Annotated in this window: 14 protein-coding genes; 5 read left to right on the top strand and 9 right to left on the bottom strand. The window is 67.4% G+C overall.

Features of this window, described 5'->3' with window-relative positions; genetic code table 11:
• Nucleotides 1-245: 245 nt before the first annotated feature.
• Nucleotides 246-1,319, bottom strand: coding sequence for an RNA 3'-terminal phosphate cyclase (rtcA, locus tag LDH66_RS07480; RefSeq protein ID WP_226480426.1), 1,074 nt, complete (start codon nt 1,317-1,319; stop codon nt 246-248).
• 173 nt (nt 1,320-1,492) lie between these two features.
• Here rtcA and LDH66_RS07475 point away from each other — a divergent pair, with 173 nt between their 5' ends.
• Nucleotides 1,493-2,815: an MFS transporter gene (locus LDH66_RS07475; RefSeq protein ID WP_226480425.1), complete on the top strand. Its 1,323-nt coding sequence runs from the start codon at nt 1,493-1,495 to the stop codon at nt 2,813-2,815.
• Nucleotides 2,816-2,879: 64 nt separating this feature from the next.
• Here the strand turns inward: LDH66_RS07475 and mutL are convergent, their stop codons facing one another.
• From mutL to LDH66_RS07460, 3 genes are all read right to left on the bottom strand, one after another.
• On the bottom strand, nt 2,880-5,108 hold the full coding sequence (gene mutL / locus LDH66_RS07470; RefSeq protein WP_226480424.1) for a DNA mismatch repair endonuclease MutL: 2,229 nt from the start codon (nt 5,106-5,108) through the stop codon (nt 2,880-2,882).
• Between the two features lie 136 nt (nt 5,109-5,244).
• The gene (locus LDH66_RS07465) at nt 5,245-6,147 is read right to left on the bottom strand and encodes a hypothetical protein (RefSeq protein ID WP_226480423.1); all 903 of its coding nucleotides are present in this window, start codon (nt 6,145-6,147) and stop codon (nt 5,245-5,247) included.
• 115 nt (nt 6,148-6,262) lie between these two features.
• A complete protein-coding gene (locus LDH66_RS07460; protein WP_226480422.1) occupies nt 6,263-7,063 on the bottom strand; it encodes an SDR family NAD(P)-dependent oxidoreductase in 801 nt (266 codons plus the stop codon).
• Nucleotides 7,064-7,182: 119 nt separating this feature from the next.
• Here LDH66_RS07460 and LDH66_RS07455 point away from each other — a divergent pair, with 119 nt between their 5' ends.
• On the top strand, nt 7,183-8,013 hold the full coding sequence (locus LDH66_RS07455; RefSeq protein WP_226480421.1) for a YihY/virulence factor BrkB family protein: 831 nt from the start codon (nt 7,183-7,185) through the stop codon (nt 8,011-8,013).
• A gap of 133 nt (nt 8,014-8,146) precedes the next feature.
• The gene (locus tag LDH66_RS07450; protein WP_226480420.1) at nt 8,147-8,341 is read left to right on the top strand and encodes a hypothetical protein; all 195 of its coding nucleotides are present in this window, start codon (nt 8,147-8,149) and stop codon (nt 8,339-8,341) included.
• A gap of 95 nt (nt 8,342-8,436) precedes the next feature.
• Here LDH66_RS07450 and LDH66_RS07445 read toward each other — a convergent pair whose 3' ends face one another.
• The 3 genes from LDH66_RS07445 to LDH66_RS07435 all read right to left on the bottom strand — a co-directional run bounded on the left by LDH66_RS07445 (nt 8,437) and on the right by LDH66_RS07435 (nt 12,625).
• Entirely contained in the window at nt 8,437-9,066 is a 630-nt protein-coding gene (locus LDH66_RS07445) for a DUF5806 family protein (protein WP_226480419.1), read from the bottom strand.
• A gap of 399 nt (nt 9,067-9,465) precedes the next feature.
• The gene (mutS, locus tag LDH66_RS07440) at nt 9,466-12,159 is read right to left on the bottom strand and encodes a DNA mismatch repair protein MutS (protein WP_226480418.1); all 2,694 of its coding nucleotides are present in this window, start codon (nt 12,157-12,159) and stop codon (nt 9,466-9,468) included.
• Between the two features lie 142 nt (nt 12,160-12,301).
• Entirely contained in the window at nt 12,302-12,625 is a 324-nt protein-coding gene (locus tag LDH66_RS07435; protein WP_226480417.1) for a tRNA-binding protein, read from the bottom strand.
• A 105-nt stretch (nt 12,626-12,730) separates the two neighbouring features.
• Here LDH66_RS07435 and LDH66_RS07430 point away from each other — a divergent pair, with 105 nt between their 5' ends.
• Both LDH66_RS07430 and LDH66_RS07425 read left to right on the top strand, forming a co-directional pair.
• Complete coding sequence (locus LDH66_RS07430; RefSeq protein ID WP_226480416.1) at nt 12,731-13,498, top strand: universal stress protein; 768 nt, start codon at nt 12,731-12,733, stop codon at nt 13,496-13,498.
• 82 nt (nt 13,499-13,580) lie between these two features.
• Complete coding sequence (locus LDH66_RS07425; RefSeq protein WP_226480415.1) at nt 13,581-14,138, top strand: hypothetical protein; 558 nt, start codon at nt 13,581-13,583, stop codon at nt 14,136-14,138.
• Nucleotides 14,139-14,296: 158 nt separating this feature from the next.
• Here LDH66_RS07425 and LDH66_RS07420 read toward each other — a convergent pair whose 3' ends face one another.
• The gene (locus LDH66_RS07420) at nt 14,297-15,046 is read right to left on the bottom strand and encodes a universal stress protein (protein WP_226480414.1); all 750 of its coding nucleotides are present in this window, start codon (nt 15,044-15,046) and stop codon (nt 14,297-14,299) included.
• Nucleotides 15,043-16,467 (bottom strand): APC family permease, encoded by a 1,425-nt coding sequence (locus tag LDH66_RS07415; protein ID WP_226480413.1) that lies wholly within the window; start codon nt 16,465-16,467, stop codon nt 15,043-15,045. The genes LDH66_RS07420 and LDH66_RS07415 overlap by 4 nt, the downstream gene beginning before the upstream one ends.
• Nucleotides 16,468-16,523 lie beyond the last annotated feature (56 nt).

Raw genomic sequence — 16,523 nt, 5'->3', positions numbered from 1 at the left:
CGGACGGCGCTGCTATAAGTTGTGGCGGTTACCGCCGCCCGACAGCGCCCGACGGGCCGCGGTGATGGGGAGAAATCGCCAGCGAGTACTCGTTAGCGGAGCCGCCCCCGTGGCCTATTGCGCCGACCCGATCCAGTACTGGAGACGGAGCGGAACCGGACTCGCTCTCGTCACCGCGAAATCCGTCCGACCGCTTCCGAGACGCTACTCGTCACCGCGAAATCCGTCCGACCGCTTCCGAGACGCTACTCGCCACCGCGGAGCGGTGACGGGATCGAGACGATCGTCGTCTCGCCGTCGGCTTCGAGTTCGATTTTCGCTCCGAAGTCCTCGAGTAGTTCACACCGCGTTTCGACGTGCTCAGTCACGGTGGGGACGCGTATGCGACCGCCAGCGAGCGCGAGGAACACGAGCAACTGGTCGGCCATGTGCCGGTCGACCGGGGCCGCTCCCTCGAGAAACCGGTTCGCGGCGTCCGCGGCGTCTTCGCCGACGCGCTCCGCGGGCGTGCCGCGCTCGCCGAGGGCGGAGAAGCCGGCGATGCCGGTTCCGTGATCGATGCGAAGCACCAGCGCGGAGCCCGGAGAGGGACTGTCCGCCGTGATTTCGCGCCGCTCCGCGAGTTCGAGCGACGGCTCCCGATCCAGCCGCTCGAGCGCTCCCTCGGCCTGTCGGTATGCGACGTCGCGGTCCGCCAGCGACTCCGATTCGGTCGAGTAGAGTCGGAGCCCCTCGAGCGGTCCCCGCTCGACGATCTCGATCCGCTCGAGGCGCGAGGGCTCGAGCCGAAGTGTAAGCTCGCCGCCGCCGTCGGGATAGAACCCGCGACGATCGACCTCGCAAGTGGCTTCGATGCCGAAGCGGCGAAGTAGCGGGAACTTCACGTGGCGGAGGTAGTCCAGCGGCGGCGACCACGCCACGTCAGTCCCCCCGGTAACCGTCACCGACAGCGGGGACTCGAGGACCGTCGCCAGCGGAAGCAAGGCGTTGCACAGCAGCGTCGCGCTGCCGGCGGTTCCGATGTCGACGGCGTACGCTCCGCCCTCGAGCGTGCCGCGCTCCGGTCCGTCGGCGGACTCGAGTCCCGGCTCGAATTCGACCGTCTCCGCACCCAGTTCGGCACCCGACACGTCGGCGTCACAGAGCTCCGCCATCGTCTCGAGGACCGCCAGATGTTGATGGCGGAGCCCGGGCGTCGACCGGTCGCCGCGGACGTTCTCGAGGCGAACCGACTCGTTCTCGAGGACCGACAGCGCGAGCGCGGTCCGAAGGAACTGGCCGCCGGCGCTCGAGCCGTCGAGTTCTCGCAGGCTCGTCATGGGTGGACGGTGGACCTCGAGTCACCTACCAGTGCCGACACCGGTTCGTCTCGAGGGTATCATCACCTGTACTGCCAAGCGACGGCTTGCACCGACGAGACGCCCTCGTGCATCGACCCCGCTCTTTCCGGTTGGTGAAGCTTTTCGGTGCTCCGCGGAAGAGTCGTGTTACCATGCGACTGTGGCGCGATCCGCTCCGGCGGCGGTGGATCCTGTGGGCGGTGATGGGGGTCCTCTTCCTGCTGGTCAACGTCAATCGCCTCTCGACGGCGGTGCTCTCCGAGCACCTCATGGCGGCGTTCGGGACGACCGGCGCACAGCTCGGCACGCTGCATGCCGTCTTCTTCTGGGTCTATGCGGTGATGCAGATCCCGTCGGGCGTCCTCGCCGATCGAATCGGGCCCCGGCTGACGGCCACGGTCGGGGCGGCGGTGATGAACGTCGGCGTCGTCTGGTTCGCGTTCGCCGACGGCTACCTCGCGGCGACGCTCGCCCGCGGGCTGGTCGGCCTCGGCGGGAGCGTGATCTTCGTCTGTATCCTCCGCTTCTGTGCCAACTGGTACCGCGACGACGAGTTCGCGACGATGAGCGGCGCGACCTTCGCCGTCGCCGGCTTCGGCGGCGTCTTCGCGACGACGCCGCTCGCGCTCGCGGTCGATGCGTTCGGCTGGCGATCGACGGTCGCCGGACTCGGGGTCGCCGGTCTCGCGATGGCCGTCGTCGTGTTCGCGCTCGTCCGGAACTCCCCCGTCGACGCCGGATTCGACCGCATCGAGGGCGTGCCGGGCCAGGAGATACTCACGAACGCCCAGCTGAAGGGGCACCTCTCGACCGTCCTCGGCGACCGCTGGATCTGGGTCGTCAGCGTCATGCTGTTCTGCGCGACCGGCGTGAACATCACGCTCTTCGGCCTGTGGGGCGTGCCCTACGTCGTCCAGACCTACGACGTCTCGGTGACCGCGGCCTCGACGCTCACGCTGCTAGGCGGCGTCGGCCTGATGATCGGCCCGCCCGCGGTCGGCTGGCTGTCGGACCGCCTCGAGGCCAGAATCGAGCTGATGGTCGCCGGCGGCGCGTGTTACGTCTGCTGTCTCGCCCTGATCGCGATCGTCGGGAACCCGCCGCTGCCGGTCGTCGGTGCGGTGTTCCTGCTCGCCGGGATCATGCTGGGGGCGTTCGTCTTAGGCTACTCGGTCGTACAAGAGCGACACCCCAGCAGCGCGAGCGGGATCTCGACCGGGACGGCCAACGCCGCGGCCTTCTTCGGCGCGGCGATCCTCCCGACGCTGATGGGGCGGGCGCTGGACGCCCACTGGACCGGCGACCTCGTCGGCGGCGTCCGGGTGTACTCGGAGACCGGCTACCGGATCGCGTTCGGGATCGCCACCGTCGCCGGCGTGATCGCCTTCGGCTGTACGATCTGGCTCTACAGGCGCGATCGCGCGACGACTCCGGACCCGGACGGGCCGAGCCTCGAGGGCGCGAGCAGCGAGTAACGGACGGCGAGAGAGACAGGGGAACCGTCAGTCCCGAGAACGGCAACGGTCCTCGAGCGGCGGCCTACCCGCCGTGGCCGGGATAGTCCCGCTCGAAGCGATCCTCGATCTCCCCCTCGTCGAACCGGACGATCACCGGTCGCCCGTGCGGGCAGGAGTAGGGATTCTCGCAGTCGTCTAACGCCGCCAGCAGGTCGACGACCGACCCCTCCGTCAGCGACGTGTTCCCAGTGATCGACGGGTAACAGGCCAGATCGCCGAGGAACTCGTCGGCCAGCGCGTCGACCGTCTCGGCACCGGCCTCGCGGTCGCCCTCGACGAAGGAGGCGAGCACGTCCCGCAACCGTTCGGGCTCGAGCGTCTCCTCGAGCACCGCGGGCACGGTGGTCACCGCGACGGTCCGGTCGTCGACGCGGTCGGCGTAGAAGCCGAGCCGCGAGAGCGCCTCGCTGTAGTGTTCGAAGGCCTCCGCCTCGGCCGCGGTCAGCTCGAGTTCGACGGGGTCGGCGAGCGCCTGTGCGGTCGGGTCGTCCGCGAACGCCGCCTGCAGGCGCTCGTAGTTGACCCGCTCGTCGGCGGCGTGCTGGTCGATCAGGACGAGGCCGTCGGGGGCCTCGCAGACCAGATAGGTGTCGCGGAGCTGGCCGAGCACCCGCAGGGCGGGCAGCGAGTCGAACTCGGTCTCTTCGCCCGTCGCGGTCTCGCCGGTCAGCGTCCGCTGGTCGGTCGCGGCGTCGAACTTGCGCCCGGAACCCGAATCACGATCCCGGCCTACGGTCGAGTCGGCGTTTCGCTCCGAATCGGCCCGACTCGAGCCGGCTCCCCCTCCCGTCGACTCGGCCGCGACGTCACTACTGGTCGCCGTCGAATCGGTCGTGACGTCACTGGCCGCCTCCGGTTCCGGCTCGGCGCTTGCCGCCGTCGCGTTCGTCGACGGTTCGTCCGGGCGACTCGAGGAGCCGTGCGGGCTCGCGGATCGCTCGTCGACGGCGGCGTCCGAGCCGCCCGAGTCGGCCCCCGAACCCGCGTTCGCAGTACTCTCAGCCGGTGGCCGATCGCCCGTCTCGCGGTCCGACTCCGAGGCCGTGACCGCGTCCTCCGAGTCGCTCGATTCGTCGGCGGTCGACGCCGCCTCGACGCCGGTTTCGAGGGTCGCGGACTCCCCGGACGACTCATCCTCGATCCCGCGATCCCCGGGCTCGACTCGCGCCTCGCCCGGTGCCGACCGACCGCGGGGCGCGCGCGATCGGAGCAGACCGTGCTCGAGCAGGGCGCTCTCGACCGCGGCGTCGACCTGTCGCCGGACCGCGTCGTCGTCGTCGAAGCGGACCTCCCGCTTGCGCGGGTGGACGTTCACGTCTACCGCGTCGCCGGGAACCTCGAGGAAGAGGGTGACGAACGGGTAGCGGTCGCCGCCCAGTTGCGTGCCGTAGGCACCCATGATCCCCTCGCGGACGGCGTCGGCGGTCACGGCGCGGCCGTTGACGTAGGTCGCGAGATAGTCTCGGCTCGAGCGGTTGGTCTCGGGGTGGGAGACCAGCCCCGAGACGGCGTCGAGCGGCCCCGGCGGGAGTTCGTCGCCGTCGGCCTCGACGGGGATCATCGCCGAGGCGACCTCGCGGCCGTAGACCGACAGGACGGCGGCTTGGAGGTCGCCCTGGCCCGTCGTCGAAAACACTTCGCGGCCGTCGTGGGTCAGCGTGACCGCCACATCGGGGTTCGCGAGCGCGTAGCGCGTGACGACGCGATTGACGTGGGCGAACTCGGTCGCGGTCGTCTTGAGGAACTTCCGGCGAGCGGGCGTGTTGTAGAACAGATCCTCGATTTCGACGGTCGTCCCCGCCGGACAGCCCGTCGGCTCGACCGAGACGACGTCGCCGCCCTCGTAGACGAGTTCCGTCCCCGCGCCGTCCCCGTCGCGGGGCCGCGAGCGGATGGTCATTCGCGACACCGACCCGATGGTGTGCAGCGCCTCGCCGCGGAATCCCAGCGTCGCGACGCCCGACTCGAGGTCCTCGAGCCCGTCGATCTTGCTGGTCGTGTGTTCGCGGACGGCCGCGCGGATGTCGGCCTCGGACATGCCCCGCCCGTCGTCCGCGACCCGGATCAGTTCCCTCCCGCCCTCCTCGACGGTGACGTCGACGCTGTCGGCGTCGGCATCTAAGCTGTTCTCAACGAGTTCCTTCACCGCGCTCGCGGGTCGCTCGACGACCTCGCCGGCGGCGATGCGGGTGACGGTGTCCTCGTCTAACTGGTGAATATCGGTGTCGTCCTGGGGTAGGTCGGTAGTCATTGCTGGATTCGATCACGGCGGCGTCGGTACCGGTCGGCTTCCGGCCCCGTCGTGCGTACTCGATGGCGTCCGGGTTGCGCTCCCGTCGGTCGTCGTCCGTGGTCCGTACATGGTGTTCGCTCGAGTTCGAGCGGTGTTAAATTGTGGTTTGGGAATCGGCCGTCCCCCGCCGCGCCCGCTCGATCGCGTCGCGAACGGTCTCGACGTCCTCGATCGCCGACCGATCACAGCGAATGGCCGGTCGCCACCGGTGCTCGAGGACGAGCCGATCCTCGGTCGTTCGCACGTCGGCGATCCGGTCCCACGGAACGAACTGCCTGTACGACGGGAGCAGTCGGGGTTCGACGACGATGCCGTCGGGATAGGCGCGAACGTCGGCGCGGGCGTGTTCGAGCCCGGATACCGAGAACAGCGTCAGGTCGTCGCCGCCCGGGTTCGGGACTGAGAGCGTCGGTGCCCACCCGAGGACGACCAGTACGATCGAGGGGAGGAAGAACCGGTACGAGGGCGTGCCGACGACGATCGAGGCCCCCGTCCCGACCCCGAACAGGACGACGCCGAGCGCGATCAGGAACGCGTGGGTCCCGGACTGATACCACGTCCAGCTCGCGAGCGCGTCGTCGCGGTCGTCGATCGCCGCGCCGACGTAGGCGTCGTGTGTCGTCCGCGACAGTAGCCAGCCCGAGAGGACGACCGCGCCCGACGCGACACCGAGCAATAGCAGCCGCCAGTCCCGTGAGACCGCGTTGGTCGCCGAGAGGACGACGGCACCGCCCGCGACGAGCGACGCGGGTACCCAGCAAGCGATGGTCCGCCACCGCCAGACACCGAGTCGGACCACGGCGTCGGCGGTGAGGCGCGCAACGGTGGTCCCACAGAGCAAGCCGGCGGTGAACGCGGTCGGGAGCAGCGCCACGAGACCGTCGCTCGAGGCCCCCGCAGCGACCCCACCGAGCGCGACGAGGCCGACCGCGACCGCCGCGACGTACAGGCCGACGGCTGCAACCACGTCGATGCCGGGTTTCGCAGGAGTCGCCATCGGCCGTACTTGGTAGGCGGTCGACATATTCGTTGCCCGTTCGTGCTACCGGCGTGACGCCCGGACCGATCCGCCGGCGGCTGACACCTGAACAGAGGCTGAAATCCCGAAGCCCTCAGTCCTCGAGGCCGAGGTCCTGCGACATCGAGTTGCCGGCCCGCGGGACGCCCTTGACGGTGATCGTCTCGCCGTTCATGAACGAGGCGGCGGGGCTCGAGAGGAACTGGACGGCGTCGGCGATCTCCTCGGCGTGGCCGATGCGGCGATCGGTCTCCTCGCGGGGCGGCATGTCCTCGCTGTCGATGCCGAGCGTCTCTGCCACGCCGGGCGTCTGGATCAGGCCGGGCGCGATGCAGTTGACGCGGATGCCGTCCTCGGCCCATTCGACGGCCAGCGTTTCGGTGAGTCGGATGATCGCCGCCTTCGACGCGCCGTAGTGGCTCTCGCCGGGCGCGGCGTGCTGGCCGTTCACGCTCGAGAGATTGATGATGACGCCGCCCGATCCCTCGCGCATGACTTCGCCGGCGAGTTGCGTGCAGTGAACGGTGCTGTTGAGGTTGAGGTCGACGATGGTCTTCCAGCCGTTTTCGGAGATGTCCTCGAACGGCGCGACGAACTCCCCGCCGGCGTTGTTCACGAGGATGTCGATATCGCCGAACTCGTCGACGGTCTCGTCGACGAGGGCCTGGACCTGCTCGCGCTCGCGGACGTTGCACTCGACGGCGATGGCGTCGCCCGCGTCGTCGGCCTCGTCGATCCCCTCGGCGACCGGTCCCACGCGGTCCATCGACCGCGAACAGATCGCGACGTTCGCGCCGTTCGCCGCGAGCGTCTCCGCGATCGCCTGTCCGATTCCCTGGCTCGCGCCGGTGACGATCGCGGTCTGCCCCGCGACGTCGAAGTCTGCTTCGTGCATCGTGCTAACGAGTGCCCTATCGACTCAAAATTCTACCGGTGGCGGTCGATCGGACCGCCGTCGCCGATGACGGCGACTGCCAGCGCCGCCCTTTTCGTGACCGCAGCCGTCCGGACGGTATGGACTCGCGACGGATCCGATCCGTCGCTCGAGACGTGGTGGCCGTCGTCGATGAGCACAACGTGACGTTCATGGCGGGGAGCATCGCCCACGCCGCGTTCCTCTCCCTGCTGCCGCTCTTGCTCCTCCTCTTTATCGTCGCCGGCGCGGTCGGCAACGAGTACCTGACCGAGCAGATCGTCGCGGTGGCCCGAGACCACCTCAGTCCCGCCGGCCAGGGGCTCGTCTACGAGGCGTTGACCCACGCGTCCAAGCGGGCCGGGGCGTCGCTCATCGGGATCGTCTCGCTGCTGTGGGGAATGCTGCGCATCTTCCGGGGGTTGAACACCGCGTTCGACGAACTGTACGGCGAGGGAGAGCGCTCCGTTTCGGGCAAGTTCGCCGACGGTATCGTGGTCTTCCTCGCCATCGTGATCGCCACCACCGGCGTCAGTTTCGCGACGGCGACGCTGGCGACGGTGAACCATCCTGTCGTCGTCGCGGTGACTCCGCTCGTCCTGTTCTGTGGCCTGGTCGTCGCGTTCTTCCCCATCTACTACGTCTTCCCCGAACCGGACGTCTCGGCTCGAGAGGCCCTTCCCGGGACCCTCATCGCCGCCGCGGGCTGGGTCGTCCTCGAGGCGCTGTTCGGCGTCTACGCGGACCTCGTGAACACCGTCGGAACGTTCGACACGTTCGGTGCGGTCATCCTCCTGCTCATCTGGCTCTACGGGACCTCGTTCGTCCTCCTCGTCGGCGTAGCGGTGAACGTCGTGATCGGGGAGTACCACCCCGAAGCGGGCCCCGCCGACAGCAACGACCGGGAGTCGACCGGCTCCGTTCACGGGTAGCCGGACGCGGCCGACCCGTCCCGTTCGGATCGACCTGCGCCGATCCGATTCGTCCCGCGAATCGGTGAAAGAGCTAAGGACCGTCCGATAGTCGAGACCACCGTCGAATTCGGAGACGGAGTTTCCCCCAACCATGAGCACCTACACTGTCGACGTCCCCGACGGGGCGGAACGCGGAATTCGAATCGAGTGCGACGACCACGGCGAATGGGAGGAGTTCCAACCGGGGTATCGAACCGTCGCGTTCTACTGCGAGGGCTGTGGCCTCGAGATCGAACTCGATCTCCGCGATTGGTACGACTGGCGGGACTTGGGCGAGCGGTGCTGATCGCGGTCGGGTCCCGGACGATCTCCTGACCGAGAGGGGGCCGAGGGCACGGCTACGCGCGGTCTCACTCTCAAGTTCGTCGCTCGAGCAGTCGCTCAGTCCTCGCTCGCTTCGCCCGCTCCGTCTCGGGTCTCGCCCGCTTCGGCTCCGCGGTCTTCGGACTCGCTCTCGTCAGTGTCGCTCTCGTCGGTCTCGTGGGCGAGCTCGGCCGAGACCGCTCGGCTCGTCTCGCGAACCTCGTTCATGTACTCGGCGAGTTGGGTCTCGACGCGCTGTTCGGTCTCGAGGTCGATCGTGCCGCCCTCGGTTTCGATCAGGAGCTTTGCGGTCTCGACGGCCTCGTAGAGGATCGCGTCGAGTTCGTCGGCCGTATAGAACCCGGAGAGTGCGCCGTACATCATCGTGTTCGCCGCTTTCTGTACCTTTTCGTTGAACCGATGCTTCGCGCTGCTGACGGACTGCCCCGAGTACGTGTCCTCCATGAACGGGATCAGATCGGGGAGGTTCTCGCCGACCGTTTGCATCGGCACGCCGGTCGGCGTGCGGAAGTCCTGACAGGCGCGGGCGATCGCCCACTCGCGCGCGGTAAACGCGGTCCGCTCCCTGAGGAACTCGTTGACGCGATCGTACTCGGCCCCGTGGATCTTCGTGAATCGCTCGCCGTCCGGATTGCCGGCGTACTTGCTCGCCGATCCGTCGTTCGTGGTGGTGGTTTCGTCGGACATGGTGTGTATCAGCCGGTCGCCCGAAGCCCCGCCACGGGAACGATCCGTGGTACGCCGACCGGGGTCTCCCGTCGCGGTACGGTCCTCGTGCGCGACGCGATCGCCGTATCTCTGAAACGCACGGCTCGAACGTAAGGGGGAGCCAAGCGCAGTGAAAGTGAAGGTGGCCGCCGCCGGATTCGCGTCCGACCGAGCGGACGGATCTCCGCGGTCGACGCAGCGAAACCGCGGGCTGACGTTGGATCACGGCGACCGGGCCGTTCCGGCATCAGCGGTCAGCGTTCACCGGAAACGTGGTGTGTCAACCGGTAGCTAAGTGGGCGGCGAGACACTACCGTTCGTTACCGATGCCGCGGGTTCGGCGGGTTCGAGCGGTGAGCTGACCGCCGTCGCACGCGGTCACTCCTCGAGTCGCTCCTGGAGCTCCTGGACTTTCGAGACGAGTTCGATCGGCGGCGTCGTGTTCACGTCGATCGACTCGAAGTCCTCGAGGACGGCCTCGGTCTCGGGATCGATCGACTGCCCGTCGGAGTCGGCCTCCGTCGGACCGCCGTCGGTCGACGCCGTCTGAGTCTGGGACTGTCCCTGGTCCGCCGTTCGTGTCTGCATCGTTCCGCTGCCCAGATCGAACGTGGCCTGAACGGGCTCGCTCGAGCCCCCGCCCTTCGCCTCGATGGCCTTCTCCTCGCGTAGGCGCTCTAAGACATCTCTCGAGCGATCGACGACGGGGTCGGGAACGCCGGCGAGGTCGGCGACGTGGATCCCGTAGGAGCGATCCGTCGGCCCGTCGCGAACGGTCCGGAGAAAGGTGACCTCGCCGTCGCGTTCGTCCGCCGCGACGTGGACGTTGGCGACGCGGGGGAGGTTCTCCGCGAGCCCGGTCAGTTCGTGGTAGTGCGTCGCGAAGAGGGTCTTCGCCTTGACCTCGTTGTGGAGGTACTCCGTCGCGGCCCAGGCGATCGAAATCCCGTCGTAGGTCGCCGTTCCGCGGCCCACCTCGTCTAAGATGACCAGCGACTCCTCGGTCGCGGTGTGGAGGATGTTCGAGAGTTCGCTCATCTCGACCATGAACGTCGAGCGCCCCTGTGCGAGTTCGTCGAGTGCGCCGACGCGGGTGAAGATGCCGTCGACCAGCCCGATCTCGGCCTCCTTCGCGGGGACGAAGCTGCCGACCTGAGCCAACAGGACGATACAGGCGACCTGACGCATGTAGGTCGACTTCCCGGACATGTTGGGTCCGGTGACGACCAGAAAGTTGCGATCCTCGTTCATCCGGACGTCGTTCGGCACGAACTCCGTCGTCTGCTCGACGACCGGGTGCCGACCCTGCTCGATCTCGAGGCGGTCGTCCCGATGGAGATCGGGCTGAACCCAGCGGTTTTCGGCCGCGTGAGTCGCCAGACTCGCGAGCGCGTCGACCGTCGCCAGCGCCCGTCCGACGTCCTGCAGCAGTTCGGCCCGCGCGGCGACCTCGTCGCGGAGTTCCTCGAAGAGTTCGTACTCGAGGTCGCCGCGCCGTTCCTCGAGCCGGAGGATTTCGCGTTCCTTCTCCTCGAGTTCGTCGGTGGTGAAGCGCTTGGAGTTCTTGAGCGTCTTGATCTCCTCGTAGTGATCCGGAACGCCGTCGGCGGCGGACTTGCCGACCTGAATGTAGTAGCCGTCGGTCTTGTTCCGGTCGACCGTGACGTGCGAGAGCCCGTACTGCCCCTTCTCGCGCTCGGCGAGCGTGTCGAGCCACTCCTTGATCGCCTCGTGGCGCTCGATCACCTCGTCGAGTTCGTCGTCGTACCCCCGCTGGAGGAGTTCCCCCTGCGTCACGGTCGACGGCGGATCCTCGGCGATGGCTTCCTCGAGCGTCTCCCGTAACTCTCGTGCGGCGTCCCGGTCCGGTCGGTCGACGATCTCGGAGAGCGGCGAGTCGGCCAGATCCGGATTCGATTCGATCGTCTCGGCCAGCGCGGGCAGGACCGAGAGTGTCTCTCCGACCGCGAGCAGGTCCCGCGCGTCCGCGCTGCCGTGGGTCGCCTTCGACGCGAGTCGCGCCAGATCGTAGGTCTCGCCGAGCGAGTCCTGCATCTCGTCGCGGGCGAGCGCCGCCGTCGAGAGCGCGGCGACGCTCTCCTGGCGCCGCTCGAGCGTCTCGAGCGAGCGCCGCGGGCGCTGGAGCCACTCCTTCAAGAGGCGGCCGCCGGCGCTGGTCTCGGTGTGGTCGATCGTCGCGAACAGCGAGCCGTCGCGCTCGCCCTGCATCGTCTCAGTGAGCTCGAGGTTTCGCTGAGTGGTCGCGTCCAGCGTGACGTGATCGTCGCCGTGGTGGGCTTGGATGCGGGTCATCGAGGCGAGCACGCCCGCGCCGGTCTCCGCGACGTACGAGAGGATCGCGCCGGCCGCCGCGAGCGTCGGCTCGCCGACCGAGAGCCGGTCGACGGTCTCGGTGCCGAACTGCTCGCGGACCTCGTGTGTCGCCCGTTTGGGCGCGAACGATTCGGTCTCGTGGAGCGTCAGCGTCGCGTCGATCCGCTCGCGGACGGTGTTCAATAGGTCGTCGTCGGTCCGCGCGTCGGGCCCCGGCAGGACTTCGACCGGATCGAACCGGTAGAGTTCCGTCAGTGCGTCGTCGGCATCGTCGGCGTCCGCGACGAGGAACCGACCGGTCGTCACGTCGGCGAATGCGAGCCCGTACCCGGCGTCACCGCCGCTCGAGCCGCCGGCGCTCCCGCCGTCGACGACCGCCGCGAGGTACTGCGCGTCGGCGTCGCTGGTCTCGAGCAGCGTGCCGGGCGTCACGACGCGGACGATCTCTCGGGCGTGACCGGAGTCGGTCTCGTACTGGTCGGCGACGGCGACGCGGTAGCCGCGTTCGACTAAGGCCTTGAGATAGGGCGTCAGATCGTCGAGCGGCACGCCGGCCATGGGATAGGACGAGCCGTGAGAGGACTTCTGGGAGACCTTGAGATCGAGCTCGTCACTGACGGTCTCGGCGTCCTCGCCGAAGAATTCGTAGAAATCGCCACACTGCATCGCCAGTAACTCGGCGTCGGTTTCCTCTTTGAGGGAGAAGAACTCTCCGACGATCCCCGTCGCCTCTGTCATACTCGGAGCCTGGCTTTCCATCACAAAAACCCTGCGGGATCCGCGGTGAAAGTGGTCGGCCGACGCCGGGATCGGATCGACCCTGCAGCCCTACTCGGGACCGTCATTGGTCGGCCCGAGCGGGAGTCGGTCGACCCCGATATTAGTACAACGTCCCGCCCAGCGGCACGTCTTCGTCCGGCGACACCAGCACGGGATACCCCTCCTCGCTGGGGACGCCGACCGTCAGCGCCTCGGATTTGAAGCCCGCGATCCGCACCGAGCCGAGGGTCGTCGCACAGAGCACCTGTCGACCGACGAGTTCGTCGGCGTCGTAGTGGTACTCGAGTTGGCCGGCGGACTGGATCTCCTCGTCGCCGAGGTCGATCCAGAGTTTCGTCATCTCCGGCTTCTCGGCCTCGGGGAACGGTTCGGCTTCGATCACTTCGCCGACCTCGATTTCTACGTCGAACGGACTCTCGACCATGTGCCGTGATATCGCCGCACCGAAAATTAGGTGTCGGTTCTCGAACCGACGCGTCCGGCGGGGGTATATCACGCGTCCCGTGGGAGGACCGACCGGACCACAGCCATGCCAGACCCTCGCGATCATCGCGTGCTGATTCCGGTCGACGTCCTCGAGGGCCAGTCCGTTCCGCGGACGATCGTCGACGCGTTCGCCTCGATTCCAGTCGTCCTGCTCGGCTATCGAGAGCTTCCCGACCAGACCGGGACCGATCAGGCACGCGACCAGTACGGTGACCGCGCGCAGGCCGAACTCGACGAACTCCGGACGGTGTTCGAAGACGCCGGCTGTGACGTCACGTCGCGGCTCGCGTTCACCCACGATCGGCTGAAGACGTTCGAACGTGTCGCCGTCGACGAATCGTGCGACGCCGTCCTGCTGCTCAATCCCGCGCCCGTCCTCGAGACGGTGCTCGTCGCCCTTCGGAGTGACGTCAACGTCGAACACATCGCCCGACTGCTCGCGACGGTCCTCGCCGGGACGGACCTCGAGGTGACCCTCTTTCACGTCGCCTCGGCCGAGGCGGGCCGGGATGACGGCGCGGAACTGCTCGAGCGGGCGCGCTCGGAACTGGTGGGTGCGGGAGTCGATGCGGATCGGATCGATCGCACGGTGGTCGTCGACGGCTCGCCGACGGACGCCATCCTCGAGGCCGCGGCCGAGCACGACCTCCTCGTCGCGGGCGAGAGCCGACCGTCGGTCCGCCGCTTCGTCTTCCGGGACCGCGCCGAACGGCTCGCCGAGCGAACGGTCGATCCGGTCCTCGTGATCCGCGGGGAGTACCTCGAGTCAACAGATGACGAGGAGACGGACGACGGAGAAAACAGTGAATAACTGATCGAGTCGTCGCTGCGGTTGGTCGCACGACTGTCTCCGTTCGGACTGTCTTTGAAAGGCTCGTTCAGACAGGTGAGATGTGGAATTACCAAAAGCAATTAGGGAGAGGGGAGAAATAATATGTGTATTGACTTCTTTCGTTTACGAAATGGCCTCCGGACGCGAGTCGCTTGTTATCTCATTCGGGTTTCTTGCCGTCGTACTTCTCGTCGGAGCGGGGATGTTCACCGTGTTCCAGATTCAGCCTGATACGCCGGGTGGGGGTGTTTCGGATGTTGAGAGTTATCCCGTTGGTCCCGAGAAACCGATTCCGTTGAATTCCTCGAATGTCGTGGACTACACTACTACGTACGAAGAGCGCCTGTTCTACAACGACCTCGTTGCAAGCCATAACCACAGGCTCTATGACGATGAAAACGTGATAACCAACTGTACTTCCCTCTCGAACGGTAGCACAGACGAGTTTCACGTCCAGTTAGAGTGTCGTGGCGGTGTTACCGACTCATCGCAACTGACTGAATCGGAGGAGTTCACTTACTCGGTCACCTACAGGATAACGAATAATACGACACAACAGACTGAATTCCAGAACTATCCCTTTGGAACGGATAGAACGTTCAATAGCGAACGGAGTTAAGTTCTCAGCAATTGATGCTCCAGTTCCATTATTCAGAGTTAGGCATGAAAATCGCGGTAAGTACGCAGGAGTAGGTAGCGAAATACCAGTCAGAGTTCGATTCCATTGCCGAACAGCGCCACCGAATTATAGAGAGCAATCGCGAGTCCCGTCACTGGTCATGGCGACGTGCTATGGTCGGCGTCTGAGAGACGATCACCGCGTTCCGCCCCGTCGTCGCGTTCCTCGAGGGATCGAACGACGAGCACCGGGCCGACCGACTCGGCGGCGACGCGGTCGGCCGCCTCGCCGAAGACGAGAGACCGAAGCGACGGAGCTTGATCACCCATCACGATCACGTCGTGACCGGCCGCGGCCTCGACGAGCGCCTCGAGCGAGGGGTCACCGACCGCGGGTTCGGTCTCGACATCGATACCGCGTTCGGCGAGGCTCGCGGCGGCCGCCTCGAGCGATTCCCGGCCACCGGCTTCGTCGTCGGTCGCGAGAAAGAGCGTGACGTCGATCCCGCGGTCGCCGACCAGTTCGGCGACGACCGAGCAGAGCCGGTCGGCGGCGACCTCGCCTGTCAGGGTCACGAGGAGCCGATCGACCGGCCCGGTGACGCCCGTGATGGCGTAGGCGTCCGCTCCGGTCTCCGCGGCGACTCGGTCGATCGTTCGCTCCCGGTCGTGGGTGAACACGAGGCGATGATCGGCGCGCCCGCCGGCCGCCTCGAACTCCGCCGCGAGGTCGGTGAGGGCGTCCGTCGCTCTGTCTTCGTACTGCAATCGCGCCTGGTCCGGCGGCGTCTGTTCGGGCAGAACGTGATATCCGAGCACGGTCACGTCCACGGGCGCGAGCAGCGTCGGCAGTCCGGCAGAGACCGATTCTCCCTCGAGGATCGCCAGCGGGACGAGGACGCGTGTCATTGGATCCCTCCCTTCAGGCTCACGTCCCGGGCGTAATAGGCGTACCACCCGGCGGCCGCGACCATGAGCGCGATGCCGGTGAGCTGTGAGATGGGTTGCATGAAGCCGATCAGGGCGAAACTGGTGAGCGCGCCGAGTATCGGGACGACGGGGTAGCCGGGGATCCGGAAGTCGGGATCGTACCACTCCGGTTCGTTTCGGCGCAGGACGAGCAGCACCACGCAGATCAGTCCGTACATGACGAGATGGAGGAACGAGGCGACCTCCGCGAGCAGTTCCACGCGGCCGGTCGCGACCAGCACGAGAATCGGTCCGCCGGCCATCCCCAGCGCGACGTGCGGCGTGCCGTACCGGAGGTTGATGCGGCTCGCCCGCCGCGGTAACAGGGCGTCCTTCGAGACGGCGTAGATGGCTCGAGACGTGCTGAGGACCGACGCGTTGGCGCTCGACATCGTCGCGAGCAGGCCGCCGAAGACGATCGCGAACGCCCCGGCCGCGCCGAGATAGTGGCGGCCGACCTCGACCATCGCCGTCTCGCCGAATTCGGCCAGCCGCTCGCTCCCGAACGCGCTCGTCGCGATGAAGATGGTCACCACGTAGAGGAGTCCGACGACGAGCACGGAACCGACCATCGCACGCGGCAGGTTCCGTCCGGGATCGTTCATCTCCCCGGCGACGGTCGCCACCTGGGCGAAGCCGAGATACGAAGTGAACACCAGCGCGGCGGTCGTCAGCACGGGCATCGGGCCGAACGGCGCGAACCGCTCGGGGGCGCTCGGCTCGCCGAGGAGCCCCACCGCGTCGAGGCCGCCGTACGCGAGAAAGAACGTCAAAATCGAGAGCAGCAACGCGACGATACCGTTCTGCAGTTTCGCCGCGTTTTCCGTCCCCGTGACGTTCAACACGGTAAAGCCCGCACCGAACAGCAGCGCCAGCGGGATGACGAGGCCGTCGCCGACCGCGACACCGAGTTCGGCGAGCGTGTCGACGGCGTAGTAACCGAAGCCGACGAGGTAAAACGCCGTCGCGAACACCAGCCCGAACCACAGCGACAGCCCGACGACGGTCCCCGCGAGCGTGCCCAGCGCGCGAGAGATGTAGTAGTAGCCGCCCCCGCTCTTCGGCATCGCCGTCGCGAGTTCGGAGGTCGGCAACGCGACGAGCAGGGCGACGAGCGCACCGATGGCGAACGATACCGCCGCCGCGGGACCGGCCTGCCCGGCCGCCAGCCCCGGAAAGACGAAGATGCCGGCCCCGATCATCGTCCCGATTCCGATGGCGAGCCCGCCGGAGAGCCCGAGCGTCCGCTCGAGTTCGGCGTCGTCGGTGATCGTCGCGTCGTCGGTCTCGACCGTCGGCTCGATCCGCGGCGATTCTCCCTCGACGTTGGTTCCACCGGCCGACGACGGCGGGCTACCCATACGGTACCACGACTCACGCCAGAGAGTTAGTACTACTGTCACGTTCGGGTGACTGT

Source organism: Natrinema amylolyticum (assembly GCF_020515625.1).
Taxonomy (GTDB): Archaea; Halobacteriota; Halobacteria; order Halobacteriales; family Natrialbaceae; genus Natrinema; species Natrinema amylolyticum.
The sequence above is the reverse complement of the archived record's forward strand: the minus strand, read 5'-3'. Positions and strand labels throughout refer to the sequence as shown.

Bases quoted from the DNA above. Each gene is read 5' to 3' on its own strand.
- LDH66_RS07435 (WP_226480417.1), bottom strand. From the start codon at position 12,625: ATGGTCGAGAGTCCGTTCGACGTAGAAATCGAGGTCGGCGAAGTGATC.
- rtcA (WP_226480426.1), bottom strand. From the start codon at position 1,319: ATGACGAGCCTGCGAGAACTCGACGGCTCGAGCGCCGGCGGCCAGTTC.
- LDH66_RS07420 (WP_226480414.1), bottom strand. From the start codon at position 15,046: ATGACACGCGTCCTCGTCCCGCTGGCGATCCTCGAGGGAGAATCGGTC.
- LDH66_RS07460 (WP_226480422.1), bottom strand. From the start codon at position 7,063: ATGCACGAAGCAGACTTCGACGTCGCGGGGCAGACCGCGATCGTCACC.
- LDH66_RS07430 (WP_226480416.1), top strand. From the start codon at position 12,731: ATGCCAGACCCTCGCGATCATCGCGTGCTGATTCCGGTCGACGTCCTC.
- LDH66_RS07475 (WP_226480425.1), top strand. From the start codon at position 1,493: ATGCGACTGTGGCGCGATCCGCTCCGGCGGCGGTGGATCCTGTGGGCG.
- LDH66_RS07455 (WP_226480421.1), top strand. From the start codon at position 7,183: ATGGACTCGCGACGGATCCGATCCGTCGCTCGAGACGTGGTGGCCGTC.
- mutS (WP_226480418.1), bottom strand. From the start codon at position 12,159: ATGACAGAGGCGACGGGGATCGTCGGAGAGTTCTTCTCCCTCAAAGAG.
- LDH66_RS07415 (WP_226480413.1), bottom strand. From the start codon at position 16,467: ATGGGTAGCCCGCCGTCGTCGGCCGGTGGAACCAACGTCGAGGGAGAA.
- LDH66_RS07445 (WP_226480419.1), bottom strand. From the start codon at position 9,066: ATGTCCGACGAAACCACCACCACGAACGACGGATCGGCGAGCAAGTAC.
- LDH66_RS07465 (WP_226480423.1), bottom strand. From the start codon at position 6,147: ATGGCGACTCCTGCGAAACCCGGCATCGACGTGGTTGCAGCCGTCGGC.
- LDH66_RS07450 (WP_226480420.1), top strand. From the start codon at position 8,147: ATGAGCACCTACACTGTCGACGTCCCCGACGGGGCGGAACGCGGAATT.
- mutL (WP_226480424.1), bottom strand. From the start codon at position 5,108: ATGACTACCGACCTACCCCAGGACGACACCGATATTCACCAGTTAGAC.